The sequence below is a fragment of the Protofrankia symbiont of Coriaria ruscifolia genome (assembly GCF_900634745.1).
GTDB classification, from domain to species: Bacteria; Actinomycetota; Actinomycetes; order Frankiales; family Frankiaceae; genus Protofrankia; species Protofrankia californiensis.
This window is the reverse complement of sequence record NZ_CAAAFR010000056.1, coordinates 16,405-39,100: the sequence shown is the minus strand read 5'-3', so window position 1 is coordinate 39,100 and position 22,696 is coordinate 16,405. Positions and strand designations below refer to the sequence as shown.

Genomic DNA, 22,696 nt, shown 5'->3' with positions numbered 1-22,696 from the left:
TCGGACGGCGACTGCGGGCCACCGAAGGAGACCAGCAGTAACGCGTCGACATGCACCGGTTCGGCCTGGCCGGTCGTGGTCCGGCTGTCACTTGGCACGTCGTAATCGTCTCCTGCGGCCACGACACGACGCATCCCGGGTCCGGGGTGGACCTGGGATGCGTCCGAAAGCCGTGGAGGGAGCCCGGCACCGCCGGACAACCCCGTCCAGGAGAATTGTCCTGGTACGGAAAGGCCTTAACGCCCCATGCCTAATGCCCCATGCTGAGCCCACCGTCGACCGGGATCACCGCTCCGGTGATGTACGAGGCCTGGGGGGAGGCCAGGAACGCCACCAGCGCGGCGACGTCCTCCGGCTCACCCATCCGCCGGGCCGGCACCTGGTTGACCATATTGTCCCGCTGGGCGTCGGTGAGCGCGTCGGTCATGTCCGTGCGAACCGGGCCGGGAGCCACCACGTTGGAGGTGATACTGCGGGGGGCGAGCTCACGGGCGAGGGAGCGGGAGAACCCGATCAGGCCCGCCTTGGACGCGGCGTAGTTCGACTGCCCCGGAGAACCGACCATCGCCGAAACCGACGAGATGAAGATCAACCGTCCGCGCCGCATCCGCAGCATGGCCCGGGCCGCACGCTTGGCCACGCGGTACGCGCCCAGCAAGTTGGTGTCGAGGACCTCCTGAAACTCACTCTCACTCATAGTGAGCAGAAGCGTGTCACGGGTGATCCCCGCATTGGACACGAGCACCTCGACCGGCCCGAGCTCCGCCTCGACTTCAGCGAACGCCTTGTCGACACCTTCCGCACTGGTGACGTCCAGGCGGACGCCGTACATTCCGTCCGGCGCATCGCCCCCGCGGCTGGCGACCGCCACCCGGTCACCGGCGTCGGCCAGTGCGGCCGCGCACGCGGCACCAATCCCTCGATTACCACCGGTAACAAGCGCTACCCGTCCTCCACCTTCCACCATGAGTTGGATGTTAGCTGCCGCGCCTCGCACTCAAGGGTTATCGCTCAATGTGACGCGCCGAAGTCCAAACGCATCTGGGACATCCACGGCATCCGCCCGAGGACCGGGTCCGATCGCCCAGCCGGGCGCTTCGCGGGACGATGCAACGGTGCGCCTGACGATCAGAGTCTGTCCCCGCTCGGCCCGGACCTCGGTCGGCGGCTTCCCCGAGGTATCCGGGGCCGCCACGCCGGGAGAGGGCGCGCTGGAGGATGACCCGTCGGGCGGCGACCCGCCAGGCAATGCCACGGCCCTTGTCGTCCGGGTGACCGCACCCGCGGTGGACGGACGGGCGACCGAGTCGGCGTTGCGGGCGCTGGCAACCGCCTTCGGCGTGCGCCGCCGCGAGGTCGTACTGATCAGGGGCGCCACCAGCCGCATGAAGATCGTCGAAATCGGCGGAATGCCCGAACCCGCGCTGCGCAGCCGCCTCGCCGAGCTCACCACCCTGCCGAAGAAACCAGATACGTGACGAAGATCCTCCTGACGGCCAAGGAATCCCGGCGCGAAAAACATGATCGCACAGCCTTCGGCCATACACCGGAAACCCAGGCCTCCGGCTGCGCGAAAAACATGATCGCACAGCCTTCGGCCATACACCGGAAACCCAGGGGCGCAACCTTTGACAAGGGCTCGTCGTCCGGATATTGGACAGGTCGTGTCGACGGAGGCCAGGTTGCTTGCGCCGGGTGAAACCCATGATGCTGTGGACGGGCAGCCCCCGACGCAGCAGATACCCGTAACCGGTTCGCCGATCGCGCCCCCGTCCGTCGACAGCGCCTCACCCGGCCCCGTACCCGCCGCTGTCGAACCGCTCGACCTGCCGTCCCTCATCGAGATCGAGCGACGGCTGCGTGCCCTGGCCATCTCACTGATCGATGACGCGGCGGCCGCCGGCGGGCCGGGTGCCACCGGCGCTGACAGCACCGGCACACTGCATACCGTCGTGCGGTCCATCGCGAGTCTGGTCACCGTGGTGTGGTTCGACGCACTGCGCGCGGGTGACCAGATCCAGGTGCCCCCAGCCACGCTCCCGCTGCTGGAGGCCGTCCACCACCTGTTCAGTCGCCTCGACCAGCCCGAACCCGCATCCGAAGGCGTGGCAGGAGCCGAGCGCCCGCCGCAACCGCCGGACACGGCCGGCGCGACCGTGGCCCTGGGCACCGGGCCAGCGGTGACGGCATGGGCGGCGCTCGCCGCGCGGTACACCGCCGAGCATCCCGGCACAGCCGCACCTGCCGGCATCGCCGAACCCGCCGGCATCATCACACCCGCCGGCATCATCACACCTGCTGGCATCACCGCACCTGCAGGCCCGGGGGTGTCCGGACGGCAGATCTGCCTGCTCGACCACACCGAGCTGTTCGACGGCGCGGTGTGGGAGTCCGTCACCGATCCACGGGTCCGCTGCCTGGGCGAACTGGTGTGGGTGGTCACGGTCCGCGCTCACCCGGCCGCGACGATCGCCGCCGAAGTAGGTGTCGCCGACCAAGCACGCTTCTTCGCCGCCGCCGGCTGGCAAGTTCTCACCGTCGGCCACGGGCGGACGCTGTCCGCCCTGTTCGACAGGCCGGGCGGGCAGGCGCTGCGCCGGCGGCTCGACGGGATGGGCAGCGTCGAGTTCCAGGAGCTGCTGCGGTCGCGAGGAACGAAGCTACGGCGGCGCCTCGCCGGGCCCGGGGTATCCGGAGCCGGCATCACGCGGCTGCTCGACGAGCTGTCCGACGACGAGATTTCCGCTGCTCTGCGTGACGTCGGGGGCAACGACCTACCCCTGCTCGTGGACGCCTTCGACGAGATCGACCCGCGCCGGCCGACCGTCCTGTTCGTGTACGTCGACGAGGAGCCCGCGGGTCGGACGAACGAAACAGGCACGACGGATAGGACGGCCGTGACGGGCGGGCCCGGCTCCACCGACGAGCGGGCCGCGTTACACCCGGGCAGCGCCGCCGCACGCCTGGCGCTGCGCGTCAGGCGGCGCCTCGCACCCGACCCGGTCGAGCGGACGGGGCCACCGCGGGTCCCGGCCGAGTTGGAGCGCTCCTATCTCGGACGGGTCTGTACGCTGGCCACTTTTGGCACCGTCATGCGCGATCTCGCGGACGATCGGCCGCAGGTCGCCGCCGGCATCGTCACCGCCACCACCCCCGACGCCGCCACGGCGCTGGCCGGATGGCGGGACGCCGCCGGAACATGGTCGGCATCGCGGACCCGCTCGTCCGGGGAAGCCCACCGGCGCACCGGGCGACACCTGGCCGAGCCGGTGTCCCCCGGCGTGCTGGCAGGGCTGCTCGGCGGACTGGGCAGGACCTGGAACCGGCTCGGCCGCCCCCTGCTCCCGATCGGCGTGACCAGCGACGCCGCCGCCGGGCGGGTACTGCCGCAGTGGTGCGCCGAGCCGATCGGTGACGCCCAGTCCGTCCTCGTCGTCGTCACCGGCCCCGGGAGGCCCGCCGGTACCGCCAACCCTGCCGGAACCAGCAACACCGTCGGCACCGCCGGACCCACGAGCCCGCCCGTCCCGGCCATCCCTGCCGGGCCGGAACCCGCCGGCGGCAGCGAAAGGCCGCAACCCGGCATGATCTGCTGGGAACCAGCCTTCGCCCAGGACCTCGCCTGGTGTGCGCTGGACGCGATCGGCCGGCTCGGACGGCCGGGCGGCCGCTCGGCGCTGCTGCGGGTCTCGGCACGCCCGATCGAGCAGGCACTGGCCGCAATACCCTCCGACGCCGAGGGACGGGCGCGGCGGCGCGCCGGGGTGCTCGCGGGCGGCTACCGGCTGCGCGATGGTGGGCCCGGCAATGGGCCCGGCGGTGGGCCCGGCCCGGCGGTGACCCTGGTCGGGGTCGGCTCCGTCGTGGCGGACGTCCTCGCCGCCGCCGACAAGCTCACCGCGGGGCTGGGCCGCGGCGTCGGTGTCGTCTGCCTGACCTCCCCCGACCTGCTCTGGCGCGCCCTGCAGGCGCGCCGCGGCCTCCTGCCGGGTGACGTCACGATCCTCGACGAGCTGTTCCCCGCCGTCGGTCGCAGCCCGCTGGTCGCCGCGACCGACGGTGACCCGCGCGCGCTGGGGTTCCTCGCCGGCGTCCACGGTGATCCTATTTCCACCCTCGGTGCGGGCATGGTGGTACCCGTCGACGTGGCAACGATCGTCGGCGCGGCCCTCGACCTGCTGGACGAAATCGAAAGCGACCGAGGATAGCGAGCGGAAGCGGGGACAATGGCCGGTCGCGGACGGGCGATCGAGGACAACGCGCGGGCAGCCGGGGACAGAGTGTCCGCTCAGGTCCCGATGGCGTGCACACCGCCGTCCACGTGAATGATCTCTCCGGTGGTGGCGGGGAACCAGTCCGACAGCAGCGCCACGCAGGCCCGGGCCGTCGGGTCGGTGTCGTGGATGTTCCAGCCGAGCGGCGCGCGCTCGTCCCAGACTCCCTCGAACCGCTCAAAACCGGGGATGCTCTTGGCCGCCATGGTTCGCAGCGGTCCCGCGGCGACGAGGTTGACCCGCACCCCACGCGGTCCGAGATCGCGGGCAAGATACCGGGTGGCGGACTCCAGCCCGGCCTTGGCCACACCCATCCAGTCGTAGGACGGCCAGGCCACGCTCGCGTCGAAGTCGAGCCCTACGACCGAGGCCCGCTCGCCGAACAGCGGCAGCGTCGCCCGGCACAGCGAGGCCAGCGACCAGGTCGAGATCTGCACCGCGGTCGCCACCTCCGACCAGGGGGCGTCCACGAAGGGCTTCCCGCCGAGTACCGACTCGGGTGCGAAGCCGATCGCGTGCAGGACGCCGTCCAGCCCGTCGGTGTGCTCGAGAATCCGGTCGGACAACGTGTCGAGGTGTTCTTCGTCGGTCACGTCCAGCTCGATCACAGCAGCCTCGGCGGGCAGCCGTTTGGCTATACGCCGGGTCAGCGACAGACCCCGACCGAAGCCGCTGAGCACCACGGTCGCGCCCTGTTCCTGCGCGATGCGGGCAACGCCGAAGGCAATGGACGCGTCCGTCAGAACGCCGGTGACGAGGATGCGCTTACCTGCAAGGAGTCCACTCACAGGCCCGCATCCTGCCAAACATCGCCCGGCGCTGGCGAGGCGGCGCACCGACAAAGTCACCCCCGTCGGCGTACCGGTGCACCGACAAAAACGCGCCCATCGGCGCACCGGCAAAAGCGGACCGGCAAAAGCGGACCAGCACAATCACACCGGCGCAATCGCATCCGTCGGCGTGCTGACACGGTCACACCGTCGAAACCGGCCGTCTCCCGCGACCGAGCAGCCGCAGGACGATCGTTGCGAGCACGCTGGCGAGCGTCGACGCGACGAGCACGGCGGTGGCCGCGCGCTGCTGGGCGCCGACGTCGTCGAGAGCGAGCCGGGACATCAGCAGGCTCACCGTGAACCCGATGCCACCCAACGCCCCGATCGGCGCCACCGCACGCCAGCCGAGGCCGGCCGGCAGGCGCGCCACCCCGGTCCGGACCGCGAGCCACGCCCCACCGACGACACCGGCGGCCTTGCCGACGACGAGCCCGGCGATCACACCCTGGGAGACCGGATCCCCGACGACGGCACCGAGAGCCGGCCCTGTCACCGGCACCCCGGTCTCGGCGAGCGCGAACAGCGGGACCACGACAGCGGCCGAGAACGGGTGCAGCCGGTGTTCCAGCCGTAGTGCGGGCGCGGCCTGTTCGTCCGGGTCGGGACGCACCCGGGTGAGCAGGGCGAGCCCGATGCCGGCAACGGTCGCGTGCACCCCGGATGCGTGCACGCACACCCACAGCGCCAGCGCCAGCGGTACATACAGCGCCGGGGATCTCCAGCGACGCCGCTGCGCGAAGGCGTATCCGGCCGACAGCATGACGGCCGCCGCGAGCCATGCCGGGGCCAGTCCCCTGGTGAACAGGACAGCGATCAGGGCGATGGCACCGAGGTCGTCGACGACGGCGAGGCTGAGCAGCAGCACCCGCAGCGAGGCGGGCACGTTCGCCCCCGCCAGGGACAGCACACCGAGTGCGAAGGCGATGTCGGTGGCGACGGGGATCGCCCAGCCGTCCGAGGCCCCGGACGCGCCCCGGCTGACCGCCAGGAACACCAGCGCGGGAACGACCATGCCGCCGAAGGCCGCGGCGACCGGCAGCACGGCGGCCCGGCGGTCCGCCAGCTCCCCGACGACCAGCTCGCGTTTGAGCTCAAGACCGGCGACGAAGAAGAACACCGCGAGCAGCCCGTCGGCCGTCCAGGCCCCGGCGCTCAGCTGGTCCAGATGCAGCCAGGAGGGGCCGAGGCCCAGGCGGGCCTGCCACACGTCGCGGTAGCTGCCGCCGGCGAGGTTGGCCCACAGCAGGGCGACCACGGTGGCGGCCAGCAGCAGGAACCCGCCGGTGGTCTCCTGGCGGAGGAACTCGGCGAACTCGCCACGAGCGGGCAGCGCCTGGCCTACACGCACGTTGATCGCGGCTCGCGCGTTGACCACAGCTCGGGTGCGCACCAGGGGGAGGTCCTTCCAGGAAACGCCGACGCCGGACGCCGACCAGACTTCCCGGCACACCAGTTCAGTAGTTCAGTAGTGATGCCATCCTGGCACAGCGGGCCACGGATTTTCCGGTCTTGGCGTCCCAGCTGGTGCAATCCATCGGTCATGGAGCCCAGCGGCCGGGACGTCGGTGTGGCCTGCGATGTCGCTCCCGGCGGAGGCACGGCCGGTGAACATACAAAGCTGAACATACGAAAACGTACGAAGGAGTCCGGTTCAGCCACCCGGCTGGCTCGTCGCGGCTTTCTCGCGCGAACGTCCGATCACCCTGCGGATGAGCGGTTCGACCACACGCGCGGCCACCGGACCGAGAATCGCCATGATCAGCACATAGCAGGCGGCGAACGGGCCCAGCTGTGGTTCCACCCCGGCCGCGACCGCCAGACCCGCGATGACGATCGAGAACTCGCCCCGCGCGACCAGCGCGGCCCCGGCCCGGTAACGGCCCATCGTGCCGATCCCGGCCCGGCGCGCCGCCCACCACCCGGTGAGGACCTTCGTCACCACCCCGGCGACCGCCAGCAACGAGGCGGCAAGGAGCACCGGCGGTATCTCGGAAGGCTCCGTCTGCAGGCCGAAGAAGACGAAGAACACCGCGGCGAACAGGTCCCGCAGGGGGCTGAGCACCTGCCGCGCCCCCTCGGCCACCGGCCCCGACACGGCGATCCCGACCAGGAACGCCCCGACCGCCGCGGACACCTGGACCTGCTGGGCTGCTCCGGCCACGAGCAGGGCAAGCCCCAGCAGCCGCAGCAGCAGGATCTCGCTGTTGGGGTCCGTGTTCGGATTGTGGACGAGCCGGCTTACCTGACGGCCGAACCTCAACGCCAGGACGAGGACGCAGACCAACGCGCACAGTGCGACCAGCAGTGTGAGCGAGCCCCGGGCAAGCGTCTGCTGGGCCAGCAGTGCGGTGAGGATGGGCAGGTACACCGCCATCGCGAGGTCTTCGAGGACGAGTATGGACAGCACCACGGGCGTCTCACGGTTACCGACACGTCCCAGGTCGGTGAGGACCTTGGCGATGATCCCGGAGGACGAGACAGCGGTGACGCCACCGAGGACGAGCGCGGCCAGCGGACCCCAGCCGAGCAGGAGTGCGGCGCCCACCCCGGGCACGGCGTTGAGCGTCAGGTCGAGCGCGCCCGTGGACGCCTGCCGGCGCAGGCCGTCGAGCAGCTCCTGCGCCGTGTACTCCAGGCCGAGCGTCAGCAGCAGGAGGACGACTCCGATCTCGGCGCCGACCTCGATGAACTCCTCGCTGGCACCCAGCGGGAGCAGTCCTCCGTGCCCGAAGGCAAGCCCTCCCAGCAGGTAGAACGGGATCGGGGAGATGCCCACGACGGTGGCGCAATGCCCGAGCATCCCGAGGGTGAACAGGACCGCGCCCAGCTCGAGAAAGGTCGCGGCTACGTCCACGGGCAACTCTCCACCAACGCCGTGTCACCGGCTGATGCTGTGATCAACCGGTGCGGAACAACTCGGCGACAGCAGCGGTGTTCTCCGGCGTCCCGACAACGACAACGACGTCACCGGCGACAAAGCCGAAGCTCGGACGCGGGGACGCGATCACCTGCTGGTCGCGGACGACGGCGACGATCGAGGCCCCGGTCCGGGTCCGCGCCTGGGTCGCTCCCAGCGTCCGGCCGTCGTAGGAGGAGCCGGGAGCGATTCTGATCTGGTCACCGACGATGCCCGCGAAGGCCTCACCGAGGTTGTTCAGCCGCTCGACGATGTGCGGGGCGCCCAGCAGCTCCGCCAGGGCGTCACTCTCCTCGGCGGTCAGCGGAACAGACTCCCTGCAGGTGTCCGGATCGTCGGTGTCGTAGACCACCAGCTCGCGGCGGCCACCGTGATGTGACACCACGCCGACCCGTCGGCCGCTGCGGGTCCGGAAGTCGTGCCGCAGCCCGATGCCCGGAAGCGTAGTCTCCTCCACGTTCACTGCGGCCCCTCCAGCGAACCCGACACGGACACCGAAACACAATGATCGAAATTCCGGGCCCGCTTCTGGCGCTTCGACCCTCTGGCTGTCCAACCATACGCAATGCCACTGTAACGCGGACCGGCCCGCCCCGAGCCGTGTCCGGCGGATCACGGCTGGGGCCCGCACCGGGCTGACAGGCAGCCGGTGAACAGCGGGAAGGAGCATTCCCCGGATACCGTGACGAGGACGTCCAGCTCTCCTGATGCCGGACGCATGACAAGGACGACGGTTCACGAAGGTTCACCAGAAGGCGGTGCCGCGGTGCTGAACAGGAGTGCTCGCCTCATCCGCCGGATCGTGGTGAGCACGGTCGGCGTGGCCGTGCTGGGGGTGGGTGTGGCCCTGCTCGCCCTGCCCGGCCCGGGCTTTCTCGTCATCGCACTGGGGTTCTTCGTCCTGAGCCTGGAGTACGAATGGGCCCGCCGGCAGTTCGAGCAGGCCCGGCGCAAGGCCGCCGACCTTGCCGACCAGGCCGCGGCGAGCGTGTGGTCGTCAGCGTTCACGATCCTGTTCGGGCTCGGGATGGTCGCGGTGGGCGTCGCCTGGATCGTGGTGAAGACGCTGCCGTTCTCCTCCCCGTGGACGGGCGGAAGCATGATCTTTGGCGGGGTGGTGATCCTTGCCACCATCCTGTTCAGCCTGTGGCAGGCCAAACAGGCTCGTGACGCCGGTGAACCGACCCCGGCCGAACTGCTCGACCGCGAGGAGGAGCAGAAGCGCCACAAGCACATGTCGTCCACGTCCGTGTCCACCTCCACCGTGCCCCCGACCTCCTCCACCGACGGGTAGCCCACGGATAGTCGCCGACGGATGGCTTGGAGCCAGCGTGCTCCCCGCGGCGCCAGCCGCGAGAAGTTCCCAGCCAACCAGCCAGCCCGCCGTTCCCATTCACTGGCAAGTCCGCCGATGCGACCGGAGAATCCTCTTTTCCAGTTTTTTGGGCCATGAATCGTTCGCGACGGTGGGAACCATGTCGCATCGAGCGCCGAAAAATTTTCCGGAGAGAGCCGGAGATTTATCCGCAAGGGCCGCCCGGGAGTAGAATTCAACCCGTCCCGAGTCAGCACTCAAGAGTCAGCACTCAAGAAGGAGCGTGACGGGATGGAACAACAGCAGGCGCAGCAGATAGAGCAGCAGTTCCGGCAGAACTGGCAGCAGATCCGTTACCGGATTCTCGATCAGTTCGGCCAGGTGGGGTCCTCCGATCTCAACGCGGCCCGCGATGTCAACGACCTCGTCCAGCGGATCGCGGACAGGTCGAACCACAGCGAGCAGTACGTCGCGAGGCGACTGAGGGAACTCGCCGACGTCGGCGCACAGGCAAGCCAGGCACAGGCGACCCGGGCAACCCAGGAAGCGACTCCGAGCGGCCAGCAGCCGTTCGGGGGGCGGCAGCAGCCGGCTCGTGAGGCAGGTACGCAGCAGGGCACCCAGCAACGTTCGTTCGGGGCAACCAGCCAGTAGCGCATCAGGACTCGGGCCTCCCACCTCCAGATCGGCTATCCGGATCGGCACCGCCGATCCGGGAGGAATCCCGAACGCGAGAAACATGATCGCGCCGCCTTCGGCCCTCTGGATGAAGCAGTCGGCCAGGTAGCTTCGGCAGCACACAGGTCCAGGCCGCCTGGCCGGCCCCGCAAGACGAATCCGTCCTGGACACGCCCCCCGACCGACCGGGACAAACATGTGTTCGATTAACATGCACCCTGGTCATGTCTCGGCTTTTGCGCTCACGCTGCGGCATCTGCCCAGGCCAGGCGGATGGTCCGGATTTGTTCGGGGGTGGGCTCATAAGGCAGGTCGGCACAATATTGGGCAGCGATGAGGACGCGGCGGAGTTTGGTGAGCATGTCGTGGTAGCTGGGGTGGGCTTTCGTCGAGCATCCCACACGCCGTGCGCCGGGCCGGCGCGGCGATCAGCCCGGTCACCAACCCGGTGAACGTGCCGAACGTCCTGGCCGTGAAGCACAGCCGAAACGCCTCCAGCACGCGAGCCAGCGACAGCGGAGGACACGGTATCGGCGGCAACCCCAACCGGAAGGGGACACGAGTTGTCAATGTTGCTGGCCTGAACTCCCGTGATCACGCCGACGCGCCGCAGCCCGAACTGCCACGATGCAAGCCCCGTCCGGACAGGACCCGCTCATTGAGAAACTCTGCGTACCAACTATCTGAGAAACCGCAGCTCAGCAACATCGCAGGCGTGCTTAAGGATCCGATCACCGCTGCAGCTCGACGCTCGCGTCCGCTGGGGGTTCGGCAACTGCATCAGGTCATCTGCGTCCCACGAGGTGGAACACCCGGCTGAGGTGCCGGTAGGGATCACGTCGGCTGGCTTCAAGTTCTACCTCGGCGATCCTGGTCAGCTCGTCCTCGTCGTCGAGGGTCATCCAGTCGGTGAACAGCCACACGCCATACCAGGCCAGCGGGCGGACTCCGTGATCAGCGAACATGCCGCTGAGTTCCTCGACGGTGTCGGCACGCGTGTCCAGACCCAACACTCCGCGCTCCCCACGGGCGTGGAAGGCGGCCTGCGCGTCGTCCCACCGATGCTCCAGCGCAGGGCGGACGGCAAGGGTCGCCGCGTTGAGTGCCATCACCGAGACGATGCCGTCCACGGCGGTGCACGCGCACAGGGCCTCGATCATCGGGGTCGGCTCGGGCAGATACATCAACACGCCGTGACACAGCACAGCGGCAAATCGTCGGCCCTGCGTCAGTGAGGGCGCGTCCTCGCCGCTTCCCAGCACCAGCCGAACACGGTCGCGAACGTCGGCTGACTCGGCGGCCAGACGCTGCTCTGCGGTGGCAAGCATCGCCTCGGACGAGTCGAGCAGGACAATCTCATAGCCCAGGCGGGCCAGGGGAAGCGACTGGTGTCCGGCGCCCCCGCCCACGTCGAGCACGGCTGCCGGTGGCGGCGGCAGGTGATCCATCAGGTGGCGGTGCAGGACATACGTGCGCACCCGGCCCTTCACCGTCGCGTATGCACCCTCGACGAACCGGTCCGTCAAGTCAGCCCAGACATCCTCGGTCACGACAACCATCCTGCCTGTACCTACCTCAGCGATGACATCCGGTCCGGGCTGTCCGCTTAGCGATCCCCCAACGGACAGTTCGGCGTGTGAACACTTGTTCGACGAGACTGTGAAACTCAAGGTCATGTATGCGCGGATCGGCGACTGCCAGGTTGGCGTCCCGGCAGCGGATCAGGCACAAAAGCGCCTATACTTCTATTGAAAGGAACTGTTTAGCCGAACGATATCGGAGAGCCGTGCCCGATGCGCAGAACCACTCTCATGTACAGGCCCACGCGGTGACCGATCCGTTGAAGGAGTGGGCACCACAGGGGATCGACATCTCGAAGCCCAGCATCGCGCGGGTGTATGACGCTCTGCTGGGAGGCAAGGACAACTTCGCGGTGGACCGTGCTATAGCCGACCATTTCGCGCAGTTGCTGCCCGAGGTCCAGCAGGCGGCCTGGTACGAGCGGGCCGTACTCGGCCGTGGGGTGCGCTACCTCCTCGAACAGGGAATCCGCCAGTTCATTGACCTGGGCTCCGGGCTGCCGACCGCGCGCAACACCCACCAGGTTGCGCAGGAACACTCCCCCGACACCCGGGTGGTGTACATCGACAACGACCCGATCGTGCTGGCACACAGTCAGGCGCTGCTCGCCGAGAACCCCAACACCATGGTGATCAACGCCGATCTACGCTCGCCCCAGGAGGTCCTGGACCACCCGCGCCTACGCAGCCTGCTCGACCTCGACCAGCCCGTCGGCCTGATGCTGCTCGGAGTCATCCACCACCTCAACGACCATGAGAACCCCGACGGGGTCGTGCAGGCATACAAAGACGTTCTTCCCTCCGGCGGTTACATGTTCCTCACCCATTTCGTCGCCGACGGCGAGCGCACCACGGGCCTGGAGAAGATGTTGCTCGCGGAACTGGGCACCGGGCGATTCCGCACCATCGAGAAAATCACCAGCTACTTCGACGGCCTGGAGCTCGCCGAGCCGGGTGTCGTCTCCAACCCTCTGTGGCGCCCCGACGAACCGGTACCCACACCGCTGACGCTCACCGAAACGCTCATCGCCGCAGGTATCGGCCACAAGCCCTGAACCGACGCCCGTGCCCGCCCCACGCCGCGACAGGCAACGCGATCATTCTCCTTCCGCGCACGTAGCCAACCCCCTCCACCGACACGATCGTGCGGGCCGGGCAGGCGGCGTACCAGATGGACAACGACCCGGACGATCTCCGGGCCGGCCACTCGAATAATGGGTCAACGACCGGTCGTACCAGTGGCGGAGCAGCCGGTACGACCGCGCAACAGCACCGGTTCCGCGGGGCGGGGATGACCGCGGCCCACCATTCCAGCGCGGGCGCCTGGTCCGCTCCACCGAAACCCGTCCGTTCCCCGAAACCGATGACCGGACGGGGTAGTGACGCCGGGGCTTCGACCCGGCGTCAGGTCATGCCGGCGTGGGCACGGGTATCCGCCAGCACAGATCGCTGCCGGGGATCGTGAAGGTCTGCCCGTCGGGGGTGATCGTGAGGAGGAACCTGCCGTAACCAGGCCAGCCATGACTGTCCCAGCCGTCCAGGGTGTCCTCAATGATCGGCCAGATCGGATCGTCGCCGTAGTCACGTACGCGAAGCCCGCCCCCTCGTGGACGCGAGCAATGGAGAAACGATCGGGGTTCGAAGTCCGAAAGAAGGAGTCACGGTCGGTGCCCTGGAAAAAACCCATGTAGGACAGGTCCGGGATCCGGGCTTGGAGGAGAAAACGGAAGGTGGCATCGTGGAAGACCGCGGGATCAAGATTACTGATCCGCTCCTGTGACGGATCGCGCTCCGGAATGACGAACATCGGAAGCGGAGGGGATGCCTGAAGACGCGGCACCATGAAGAACAGAGGCCGCTCATCGAGCAGGCCGCTGGCTGTCCCGTCGTCATGCACGTCCAGCAGGGCAGAGGTGCCGGTGAGAACATCATCAACACCCGCGAGCTCCTCCGGACGCGGGGCGTGGCCGTCCGGTCCGTCACACTGATCTCGCGGCCTTACCAGCAGCGCCGGGCTTTCGCCACGTGCCGCATGCTCTGGCCGGACGTCGAGGTCCAGTGCGCATCCCGGCCGCTTGCCCTGGACGACTACGTGGCGAGCATCGGCGACCCCGACCGTGTGGTGAACATGCTCGTAGGAGACACCCAGCGCATCGAGGTCTACGCCGATCGCGGGTTCGCCATCCCCCCGCCGGTGCCCGACGAGGTGCGTGCGGCCTTCCGCACCCTCGTCCAGGCCGGGCGCGACAGGACCAGGGAAGTTACTCGCCCTGGGTGAACTCACTGATACCGATCACGTTCGGTTGTGTATGCACGCACCGGTAGATCGCGGCCTTGTCGGCTGCTGAGGCGGACGTGATGTCGTAGCGCAAAGGGTAAACACGACTACTCTGGGCGTTGTTGTGGTCAGGTGGCTCCTGCACGGCCCCGCCGGCTGTGGGGCATGCGGCGCGGACCGCGTCCTTCTGGGCATCGGTCGCGGTCGGGGTGAAGTAGACCACCGCCTCGACGCGCGGTGAGGGCCCCGCTACCGTGACGTAGATGCCGAAGGCGACCAGACCGGCCAGGGCGAGCACACCCAGCACCACCCAGCGCCGATTATGCCGATCTGTTAAGGTCCGGCGCGCTCCGGCCATGGCCTGCGCCACGGCCGGTTGCGGCGGACGCCGGTCACCCGCCCGTGCCGTCTTGCCCAACGCTGGCGTGTCCAGCACTTCGTCCGGTACGTCCTGCGAGGTCACGGGCCTTCCTTCGGCGCAGTGGCTGCCTGCTGCAACGGTTACGGCCAGCATGACACCGATCGGCACGGCGCCGATCGGGACGCGGCGATCGGTGTCCGCAATCCGACCATCGCGGCAAGGCGTGTCCCCAACCTAGCGCTGTGGACGGGGCCGTAAGGTAAGCGGTCTTGCCGCTCGCGCTGACTGACACGTGCGATCCACGTCACACCCGGAGCCACACCCAAGACCTGAATCCAAGCCGGCCCAATGCGTTTCGATCACGGGGGACCAGGAGTATCGCGCAACGATCTCCTGGCGATCGTCTGTGTTCGTGGTGGCGGAGGGCCCCGAGAGACCCCGGAGAGACCGTGCCCTCCCGCATTGAGGACTACGCGCTGATCGGCGACACCCATTCGGCCGCGCTGGTCTCCAGGGACGGTTCGATCGACTGGCTGTGCCTGCCCCGGTTCGACTCGACCGCATGCTTTGCCGCACTGCTCGGTGACAACGACTCCGGCCACTGGAGGATCGCGCCGGTCGATCCGGTACTCGCGGTGAGCAGACGCTACCGCGGCGACACCCTCGTCCTCGAAACCGACATGACCACGGCGAGCGGAACCGTGCGGATCGTCGACGCGATGTACCCGCGCTCCGGCGAACACCTCGTGCTGCGGCTCGTCGAGGGCATCGAGGGCACCGTGCGGATGCGCAGCGAGACCCGCATCCGCTTCGACTACGGCTCGATCGTCCCGTGGGTGCGCCGCTTCGACGACCACACGATGATCGCGGTCGCGGGTCCCGACGCGGTCACCCTGCGCACGACCGCGCCGATGGAGGGCCACGACATGGCCACCTACGCGCAGTTCACGGTCTCCGCCGGCCAGTCCGTGCCGTTCTCCCTGACCTGGTGCCCCTCGCACCGCCCGGCGCACGCCCGCATCGACGTCCGCCGGGCGATCGATCTGACCGAGTCGTGGTGGGCGGACTGGATGGCTGGTTGCACCTACGACGGGCAGTGGCAGGACGCCGTCCGCCGCTCCCTGATCACCCTCAAGGCACTGACCTACGCACCGACCGGCGGCATCGTCGCGGCGGTCACGACCTCCCTGCCGGAGATGATCGGCGGTGTCCGCAACTGGGACTACCGTTACTGCTGGTTGCGGGACGCCACCATCACCCTGCTCGCCCTGCTCGACGCCGGGTTCACCAGCGAGGCCACGGCATGGCGGGAATGGCTGCTGCGGGCGGTGGCCGGCGACCCCTCGCAGGTCCAGATCATGTACGGCGTCGGCGGCGAGCGCCGGCTGCCCGAGTACGAGATACCGTGGCTGCCCGGCTACGAGGGCTCGGCTCCCGTCCGGATCGGCAACGGCGCCGTCGACCAGTTCCAGCTGGACGTCTACGGCGAGGTACTCGACGCGCTGCATGTCGCCCGGGTGGCCACCGACGTGGACGGCCAGGACGACTCGTGGGCGCTGCAGACCAAGCTGATGGACTTCCTGGAGACCGGATGGCGCAAGTCCGACGAGGGCATCTGGGAGGTCCGCGGGCCGCGGCGGGACTTCGTCCACTCCAAGGTGATGGCGTGGGTGGCGGTGGACCGGGCCGTCAAGGGCATCACCGAATGGGGGCTACCCGGACCGCTGGACCGCTGGACGGCGCTACGGGCCGAGATCCACAACGAGGTCTGCGCCCGCGGTTTCGACCCCGCCCGCAACACCTTCACCCAGTTCTACGGCTCCACCGAACTGGACGCGGCTCTGCTGAACATACCGCTCGTCGGCTTCCTGCCGGCAACGGACCCGCGTACGGTCGGCACGGTGGCCGCCATCGAACGCGAACTCATGCAGGACGGGTTCGTGCTGCGCTACCCGACCGCGGAGGACGGCTCGGTGGACGGCCTGCCTGCCGGTGAGGGCGCCTTCCTCGCCTGTACCTTCTGGCTCGCCGACAACTACGCCCTGTCAGGACGGGTGCGCGAAGCCCAGGAGCTGTTCGAGCGACTGCTCGCCCTGCGCAACGACGTCGGGTTGTTGTCGGAGGAGTACGACCCCCACCTCGGGCGGATGGTCGGCAACTTTCCGCAGGCATTCAGTCACGTCCCGCTGGTCAACACCGCCCGGACGCTGACCGACGCCCTGCGCGGCAGGCCGCGCTCCCGTACCGATCGGGCCTATCCCCCGGGCCACTTCTTCGGCTGACTCCCTCGATCGTCGATTGTCCATGTCGAACCAGCCGGCCGAAGAGCGCGATCATAGTTCTTCCCCTGCGCTCGGAGGCCGCGGGAAACAAGAAAACCAGCCCGACCGGAGAGCGCGCGATCATCACTTTTCATCGCGCGCTCGCAGGTCCAGGGAATCCTAGGAACCAGGAGCGGAACGCGTGGCGGGTCGGGTCGCGGTGATCGGTGGCGGCATTCTCGGGCTCGCGGTGGCCCGGCGGATCGGGCAGGTCGATCCGGCCGCCACGGTGACGGTCTTCGAAAAGGAGCAGGACGTCGCCCGCCATCAGAGCGGGCACAACAGCGGAGTCGCCCATGCCGGTCTGTACTACCAGCCGGGATCGCTGAAGGCAACACTGTGCCGACGAGGCGTAGCCTTGCTCAAGGAATACTGTGCCGCTCACGGCATCCGCTACGACGAATGCGGCAAGGTCGTGGTCGCGGTCGACGACAGTGAGCTGGGCCGGCTCGCCGACATCGCGAACCGGGCGCAGGCCAACGGCGTCCCGAACACGACCATGCTGGACCCGCACGACCTGCGCCGCTACGAACCACATGCCCGCGGGGTGGCCGCGTTGCACTCCCCCACGACCGCGATCGTCGACTACCCGGCGGTGGTCCGGACGCTGCGTGACGGCGTGTGGGACGCCGGCGGAGCGGTGCGCACCGGCAGCGAGGTCGTGTCCGTCGAGGAGCGTTCCGACGGTGTCCACCTGGGCCTGCGGGTTCGGGGAAGCGCCCGGGTGGCTCCCAACGGCACGCACGCGACCGCGTCCAAGGCCGGCGGTACGCTCTCGGCCGTCTCGACGGTGGTCGGGCCGTTCGACCTGCTCATCGCCTGCGCGGGCCTGCAGTCCGACCAGGTGGCCGCACTCACCGGCGAGGAGCCTTCACCGCAGATCGTCCCATTCCGCGGCGATTACTGGCTGCTACGACCAGAACGCCTCGGCCTCGTGCGTGGGCTGATCTACCCGGTACCGGACCCGCGATATCCGTTCCTCGGGATCCATCTGACCAGGAGGGTGGACGGGAACGTGCTGGTCGGCCCGAACGCGGTCCTCGCGACCGCCCGCGAGGGGTACACCCGCCTGACCGTGCAGGGGTCGGAGCTGCGCCGGACGCTCGCGTGGCCAGGCTTCCGGAAGATGGCGCGACAGCACTGGCGGACCGGGGCCAAGGAGATCCTGCGCACGGCGAGCCGGCATGCGTTCATCGCCGAGGCCCGCCGGTATGTCCCGCAGTTGCAGTCCGGTGACGTGGTCCGGGGCCCCTCCGGCGTCCGCGCGCAGGCGGTCGCGCGCGACGGCAGCCTGGTGGACGACTTCGTGCTGTCGATACGCGGAAAGATCGTACATGTCCGGAACGCCCCGTCACCGGCAGCGACCGCTTCCCTGGCCATCGCCGAGCACATAGTGAGCAAGGTCGTCGCCGAGCCGGCCACATAGATATACATATGGTAATGATTTGACCATCGATTCGCAGAGCGGACCACCCGGACACGGACTACCCCGGATCCCCTGCCGAACCTCGTGCCCCGGTGCCGTGCTCCGGTGAAGGACCACGCGGGGCAACGGTTGGGATGCGAGGCTCTCAGGGTGTCCTCGTCGACGGATTCTGCTGCCGCGCGTGGGAAGGCCGGCCTGGGGCCGGCTGGGGCTCCCCTGCCCCATCCCGACCTTGCCGCCCGGTGGCGGGCGGCTCGCGAGCCGGCCGCGATCACGCACCTTGACGCCGCCGGGTGTGCGCGGACGAGCCGGGCCGCGATCGCCGCCCACGCCGAGTACCTCACCGAGGAAAGCCGGGTCGGCGGGTATGTCGCGGAGATCCGTCACAGCCAGACGCTGACGCAGGCCAGGGCGAACCTGGCACAGCTGCTGGGTCCAGGTCTCACCGCGGACGACGTGACCTTCCATCACTCGGCCTCCACCGCCTTCGCGGCGCTCATCGACGCCTGGCCCCTGCCCGCCGGTGGCCGGATCGGTGTGGTGCCCAGCGAGTTCGGTTCCAACGCGATGGTGCTGGCCGCACGCGCGGCCCGCGACGGCATCGAGCTGGTCGACCTGCCCGTCGACGGCGACGGGCGCATCGACCTCGACAGGCTGGGGCACTCCGAACTCGCCGGGCTGGACCTGGTGACCTTCCCGCACGTTCCCAGCCAACGCGGGATCGTCCAGCCGGCGGCCGAGGTAGCCGCCCGTGCCGCGGCGGCGGGCGTCCCGCTCCTGCTCGACGTCGCCCAGTCCCTCGGGCAGGTCCCGACCACCAGGATCGCCGCGGCGGCGTACGTGGGGACCTCCCGCAAGTGGCTGTGCGGACCGCGGGGGGTTGGCATCCTCGCGGTCCAGGCGCACATCTGCGATCAGCTCACCCCGTCGGCTCCAAACCTGCACACCGCAACCTGGGACGCAAGCCGGCCGCCGGACCCGCTGGTAACCCTGCGACCTGGACCTGCCGGACCTGCCGGACCTGCCGGATCGGCGTCCGGACCTCCCGGATCGACTTCCGGACCCCGAGCGCGAGAGAAATATGATCACTCCGCCTTCGGCCCGCTGGACGGGATCGCCCGGATGGGGATCGGGGAATCGGCCGCAGCTGCCCGGCTGGGTCTGGCCGTTGCCGTCGCCGAACTCCTCGCCGCCGGGCCCACGGCGGTCCACGCGCGGATCGCGGCTCTCGGCGCGCTCGGACGGCAGCGCCTGGACGGGGTCGCCGGCTGGCGGGTCCGCGAGCCGGCGGCGGAATCGACCGGGATCATCACGCTCATCCCGCCCGACGGGGTGGACGTGCATGCCATCCGTGATCAGCTGTACACCGATGCCGGCATCCTGACGAGCGCGATCCCGACTGGTCGCGCGCCCAGGGACATGACCGGCCCACTGCTGCGCGCGAGCCCGCACGCGTACACCGATCCCGGCGAGCTCGAGGCTCTCGCGGACGGCCTGGACAGGCTCACCCGGCGATGACCACCGGTTTCCGGTCAGCAGCCACCGGTTTCCGATCAACTGGTCACGATCATTCGTCTTGCGTGTCCTGCCGCGCCCGCCGCGTGCTCCTCCTGGTCCAGTGAGGCGTGAACCGCGCCAGCACCGCGCCTGCGGCAACGACGAGCCCGCCCAGGAGTGTGATCCACAAACCCGGCCCCAGCTCGACCGAGAGATTCAGCTCGATGCCGCCAAGCTGGTTGGCACCCAGCAACCGGACCATGTCGATCACGGCGATCAGGGCGATTGCCATGCCGGTCACAGCCGTGACAATCCACCGCCAACCACTCCGGTCACGACCGATCAGCAGCCCGCCGAGAACGACCGACAGGACACCGAGCAGCGCAGTCGCCCCGCCGTAGTACTGACCGGCCTCGGTCCCCCGGAGCGGGATCTCCACGAGATCGAAGGCGGTGATGGTCGCCCAGGGCATGGCCGAACCGACAATGGTCATGGCACCAGCGATGAGCACGAGCAGGCCTCCCAGCGGTCGCGCCGGCCGGTCCGCGGTACCCGCGGGGCCTGCGCTACCCGCCGCGGAGCCCGCCGGCCCACCGTCAGCGTCCCCCGTATGGGCTCCGATCGGCGCGCCCCACAGAAAATCCGGCCTGGTGCCGCCCGGCTCGCCCCTGCTCGGCTCATCCGCGGCGGTACCCGCGGGCCATGGCACACGCTGGGACGCCGGCGGTGGAACAGACGGTGGAACAGCAGCCGCGTCGGAGGTATCCGTGCCACCGGCATCCGGCCTGCCGTCACCGTCCGGCCGGGCCCAGCGCGGATCAGCCGTCAACGCGTGTGCTGCACGCCGCTCGGCACGCCACCGGCGCAACTGCTCCGACTCACCGTCCTCGCCGATCGGCCGGAGCTGCTGGCCGGCACCGCCGGCCGGACCGCGCACCCGGTCGTCGGACGGGTCTGCGCCAAGCGGCCCCGGAGCCTGCTCCGCCCGGGCCTCTCCGATCGGCTCCCGGACCCCGAGCGCGAAAGAGTCATGATCACGCTGCCCTTGCCTGTCCAGGTCCGCGTCCGCCACAGGCTCGACCGCCGAGAGCGCCCACGGGCTCGGTTCCTGCTCGGGCACACCTTCCTCCCGTTTCTTTCCGATCGACGGTCAAACGACTCCGCATGACCGGTGGACCTGGGCCTCCCGAACCTCCCGGATCGGTACTCCAGAGGACTGCCGACCGACACCCATCCGGCTGGTGACACCCCGTCCTCGGTCGCTTTTGGTCGTACCACGCGGTCGGGCAGTATGCGCGGCCACTTCCCGGAACAAAATCCCCCACGGGCACAGTCGATCGCTCCGGTCCTTCGGCCCGATCGGTCGGTAGGCCCGTCCCGATCCCGGTGGACTACCCGGCGGGACGGACGCCCCGCAGCAGCCAACCACCGGCAAGCGAGATCAGCCCCGCCACCATGGTCAGAACGAGCCCAGGCGCGGGAACAACGCTGATCTGGTCGGCGGACAGGGTCCGGAAGGACGACAGTGAGGGTGGTCCGGCGACAAGATCCATGATGGCGAACACGGCAACCCCCGCCCCCAGCACCATCGCCACGGCAGCGTCCGCGGCGCCCGAGCGGCGGCCGAGCACGCGCGCCACACCGATCACCAACAGGACGACCGCCACCACCAGGGTGATCCGACCGTCACCAACCGCCAGGCCGGTGAACGTACGGGTGTCCTCACCATCGCTCAGTCTGCTCCACGGCAACCCGGCGGCAACCCCGCCGAGGCCGCCCGCGCCAGCCAGGAGCATGCCTGCGAGCCGGTCGCGGACGTCGGGTTTCGGCTCCGTGAGCACGACTGAAGCCGAGCTGTGCGGATTGGTGTCGGGTGTGGCCTCCGGTGCGTCCTCGGACCGTGAGTCTTCGGGCAGCGGGCCGTCCGGTATGTCCTCATGCGGTATGCCGCCCTCATGCGTGCGGCCATCAGGCAGGCTGCCTCCGGACGAACCGCTTCGGGACCGGCCGCCCCCGGACGGGCCCGCGGCGGGTCCGGCGTCGTCGGGCTCGGCAGACTTGGGCTCAACAGACTCGGGCGCCGCGGGCCGTCCGGGGAAAGCGTTCCGCGGGATGACGCGCGGCGGGGAGAGCACAACCGCGGGGTCGAGGCCGGGACGGGACTCGGTGTCGCCGATGCCCGGTCGAGGCTCATGCCGAGGCTCATGAGGCCCGGGTGGCGCCTGGCGGCTGAAATACCCGACCGCGGATCCGGTGGCGGTGGTCGGGTAGGTTGATCGCGGTCCGTCGCTGGGCCGTGCGGCCTCGACCGATCCGGCGGATTCACTCCCCGCGTCGGCGGACGGGTCGGCCGGCGGTGTCCGGTGGATCCGTGACGTCTGCTCCCACGTTGCCGGACGGCCCTCGACCGGCGGCACCGACACGTCCCGGTTGGGGTGCGGCGAAGCGGAACCACCACGGTTTTCATGCTGGCTGCCCTGGCTGTCGCGCCCATGCGACTGGTGTGGTGTGTCCGGCTGCGCGGACTGCGGATACCACGGACGGTCGTTCGGCCCTGCCGGCCGCACAGCGGATCGGCCCTCGGGCAGGGATCCGCGTGTTTGCGGCCGGCCTGCAGCCGACGACCCCGAGCCTGTCTGTGACGGATATGTCTGCGTCCGCGGCGTCGGGGCAGGACGCAAAGCACCCGCGGCCGGAGATTGCGGTGATACGGCCGGAGATTGTGCTCGTGCGGCCGGAGGCTGCGGCCGTACGAGTGGAGGCCGTGCGTCCGGCCGTATTTCGGGCGAGTTCCCCGGACGCTGCGACCCTGATCGCGCCGGGAGTGGTCGGCCGGAAACGGCACGATCAGGGGAGCCGGTGGCGGTCTGCTGGTCGGCCCGGCCGACGGAAGAACCCGCGGAAGAAGAAGGCTGCTGCGCCGCAGGCGGTCCGGCGTCGCCCGGCTTGATCCCGCCTGGTGGATCTCCAGCCGGCTGTGCGCGGTCCGGGACGATCGGTCGCAGGCGCGGCTGCTGAGGACTCGTGGGCTCTGGGCGCGGCGGCTCCACCCGGCGAAGCTCCACCCGGCGAAGCTCCACGCGGCGGGGCTCCGGAGGCGGCGGGACCCGTCGCTCCACCCGCGCAGGCTCGGCACGCGAGAGTTTGACACGCTGCGGCTCAACCGGCCGGGGGTCGACACGTGGGGGCTCCACCCGCGCAGGCTCGGGCCCACAC

The 22,696-nt window shown here is 69.5% G+C and carries 17 protein-coding genes and 1 pseudogene; 9 read left to right on the top strand and 9 right to left on the bottom strand.

Annotated features, from left to right (window positions below):
- Window positions 1-250 precede the first annotated feature (250 nt).
- Window positions 251-967 (bottom strand): 3-oxoacyl-ACP reductase FabG, encoded by a 717-nt coding sequence (fabG, locus tag CV1CTNOD_RS08480; protein WP_131785597.1) that lies wholly within the window; start codon window positions 965-967, stop codon window positions 251-253.
- Between the two features lie 148 nt (window positions 968-1,115).
- Between fabG and CV1CTNOD_RS08475 the strand changes: the two genes are divergently transcribed.
- Entirely contained in the window at window positions 1,116-1,478 is a 363-nt protein-coding gene (locus CV1CTNOD_RS08475; protein WP_242606500.1) for a DUF167 domain-containing protein, read from the top strand.
- A gap of 186 nt (window positions 1,479-1,664) precedes the next feature.
- Window positions 1,665-4,208, top strand: a complete 2,544-nt coding sequence (locus CV1CTNOD_RS08470; RefSeq protein WP_207386268.1) for a pyruvate dehydrogenase — start codon at window positions 1,665-1,667, stop codon at window positions 4,206-4,208.
- A gap of 80 nt (window positions 4,209-4,288) precedes the next feature.
- On the opposite strand, the gene fabI is transcribed toward CV1CTNOD_RS08470, so the two are convergent.
- From fabI to CV1CTNOD_RS08450, 4 genes are all read right to left on the bottom strand, one after another.
- Window positions 4,289-5,062, bottom strand: a complete 774-nt coding sequence (fabI, locus tag CV1CTNOD_RS08465) for an enoyl-ACP reductase FabI (RefSeq protein ID WP_131785596.1) — start codon at window positions 5,060-5,062, stop codon at window positions 4,289-4,291.
- Between the two features lie 184 nt (window positions 5,063-5,246).
- Window positions 5,247-6,482 carry a Na+/H+ antiporter NhaA gene (nhaA, locus tag CV1CTNOD_RS08460; protein WP_347402914.1) on the bottom strand — a complete coding sequence of 412 codons (1,236 nt, stop codon included), beginning with the start codon at window positions 6,480-6,482 and terminating at the stop codon, window positions 5,247-5,249.
- Window positions 6,483-6,758: 276 nt separating this feature from the next.
- Window positions 6,759-7,907 (bottom strand): cation:proton antiporter, encoded by a 1,149-nt coding sequence (locus CV1CTNOD_RS08455; protein WP_242606511.1) that lies wholly within the window; start codon window positions 7,905-7,907, stop codon window positions 6,759-6,761.
- Between the two features lie 97 nt (window positions 7,908-8,004).
- Entirely contained in the window at window positions 8,005-8,487 is a 483-nt protein-coding gene (locus CV1CTNOD_RS08450; protein WP_131785593.1) for a cation:proton antiporter regulatory subunit, read from the bottom strand.
- Window positions 8,488-8,790: 303 nt separating this feature from the next.
- Here CV1CTNOD_RS08450 and CV1CTNOD_RS08445 point away from each other — a divergent pair, with 303 nt between their 5' ends.
- Together CV1CTNOD_RS08445 and CV1CTNOD_RS08440 are read left to right on the top strand one after the other, a co-directional pair.
- Window positions 8,791-9,318 (top strand): PGPGW domain-containing protein, encoded by a 528-nt coding sequence (locus CV1CTNOD_RS08445; protein ID WP_131785592.1) that lies wholly within the window; start codon window positions 8,791-8,793, stop codon window positions 9,316-9,318.
- Window positions 9,319-9,630: 312 nt separating this feature from the next.
- A complete protein-coding gene (locus CV1CTNOD_RS08440; protein WP_131785591.1) occupies window positions 9,631-9,993 on the top strand; it encodes a hypothetical protein in 363 nt (120 codons plus the stop codon).
- An 809-nt stretch (window positions 9,994-10,802) separates the two neighbouring features.
- Here CV1CTNOD_RS08440 and CV1CTNOD_RS08435 read toward each other — a convergent pair.
- Window positions 10,803-11,576 (bottom strand): methyltransferase domain-containing protein, encoded by a 774-nt coding sequence (locus tag CV1CTNOD_RS08435; protein WP_242606499.1) that lies wholly within the window; start codon window positions 11,574-11,576, stop codon window positions 10,803-10,805.
- 227 nt (window positions 11,577-11,803) lie between these two features.
- Here CV1CTNOD_RS08435 and CV1CTNOD_RS08430 point away from each other — a divergent pair, with 227 nt between their 5' ends.
- The gene (locus CV1CTNOD_RS08430; RefSeq protein WP_242606498.1) at window positions 11,804-12,652 is read left to right on the top strand and encodes an SAM-dependent methyltransferase; all 849 of its coding nucleotides are present in this window, start codon (window positions 11,804-11,806) and stop codon (window positions 12,650-12,652) included.
- A 911-nt stretch (window positions 12,653-13,563) separates the two neighbouring features.
- Window positions 13,564-13,875 (top strand): annotated as a pseudogene (locus CV1CTNOD_RS08425) (hypothetical protein); the annotation flags it as partial.
- Here CV1CTNOD_RS08425 and CV1CTNOD_RS08420 read toward each other — a convergent pair.
- Window positions 13,859-14,338, bottom strand: a complete 480-nt coding sequence (locus CV1CTNOD_RS08420; protein ID WP_131785588.1) for a hypothetical protein — start codon at window positions 14,336-14,338, stop codon at window positions 13,859-13,861. The pseudogene CV1CTNOD_RS08425 and the gene CV1CTNOD_RS08420 overlap by 17 nt on opposite strands.
- Window positions 14,339-14,685: 347 nt before the next feature.
- Between CV1CTNOD_RS08420 and CV1CTNOD_RS08415 the strand changes: the two genes are divergently transcribed.
- The 3 genes from CV1CTNOD_RS08415 to CV1CTNOD_RS08405 all read left to right on the top strand — a co-directional run bounded on the left by CV1CTNOD_RS08415 (window position 14,686) and on the right by CV1CTNOD_RS08405 (window position 19,501).
- Complete coding sequence (locus CV1CTNOD_RS08415) at window positions 14,686-16,518, top strand: glycoside hydrolase family 15 protein (RefSeq protein ID WP_131785587.1); 1,833 nt, start codon at window positions 14,686-14,688, stop codon at window positions 16,516-16,518.
- Window positions 16,519-16,699: 181 nt separating this feature from the next.
- Window positions 16,700-17,983 carry an L-2-hydroxyglutarate oxidase gene (locus CV1CTNOD_RS08410; RefSeq protein ID WP_131785586.1) on the top strand — a complete coding sequence of 428 codons (1,284 nt, stop codon included), beginning with the start codon at window positions 16,700-16,702 and terminating at the stop codon, window positions 17,981-17,983.
- Window positions 17,984-18,133: 150 nt separating this feature from the next.
- Complete coding sequence (locus tag CV1CTNOD_RS08405) at window positions 18,134-19,501, top strand: aminotransferase class V-fold PLP-dependent enzyme (RefSeq protein ID WP_242606497.1); 1,368 nt, start codon at window positions 18,134-18,136, stop codon at window positions 19,499-19,501.
- A 49-nt stretch (window positions 19,502-19,550) separates the two neighbouring features.
- Here CV1CTNOD_RS08405 and CV1CTNOD_RS08400 read toward each other — a convergent pair whose 3' ends face one another.
- On the bottom strand, window positions 19,551-20,600 hold the full coding sequence (locus CV1CTNOD_RS08400) for an MFS transporter (RefSeq protein ID WP_131785585.1): 1,050 nt from the start codon (window positions 20,598-20,600) through the stop codon (window positions 19,551-19,553).
- A 271-nt stretch (window positions 20,601-20,871) separates the two neighbouring features.
- Complete coding sequence (locus CV1CTNOD_RS08395; protein ID WP_131785584.1) at window positions 20,872-21,897, bottom strand: hypothetical protein; 1,026 nt, start codon at window positions 21,895-21,897, stop codon at window positions 20,872-20,874.
- Window positions 21,898-22,696 lie beyond the last annotated feature (799 nt).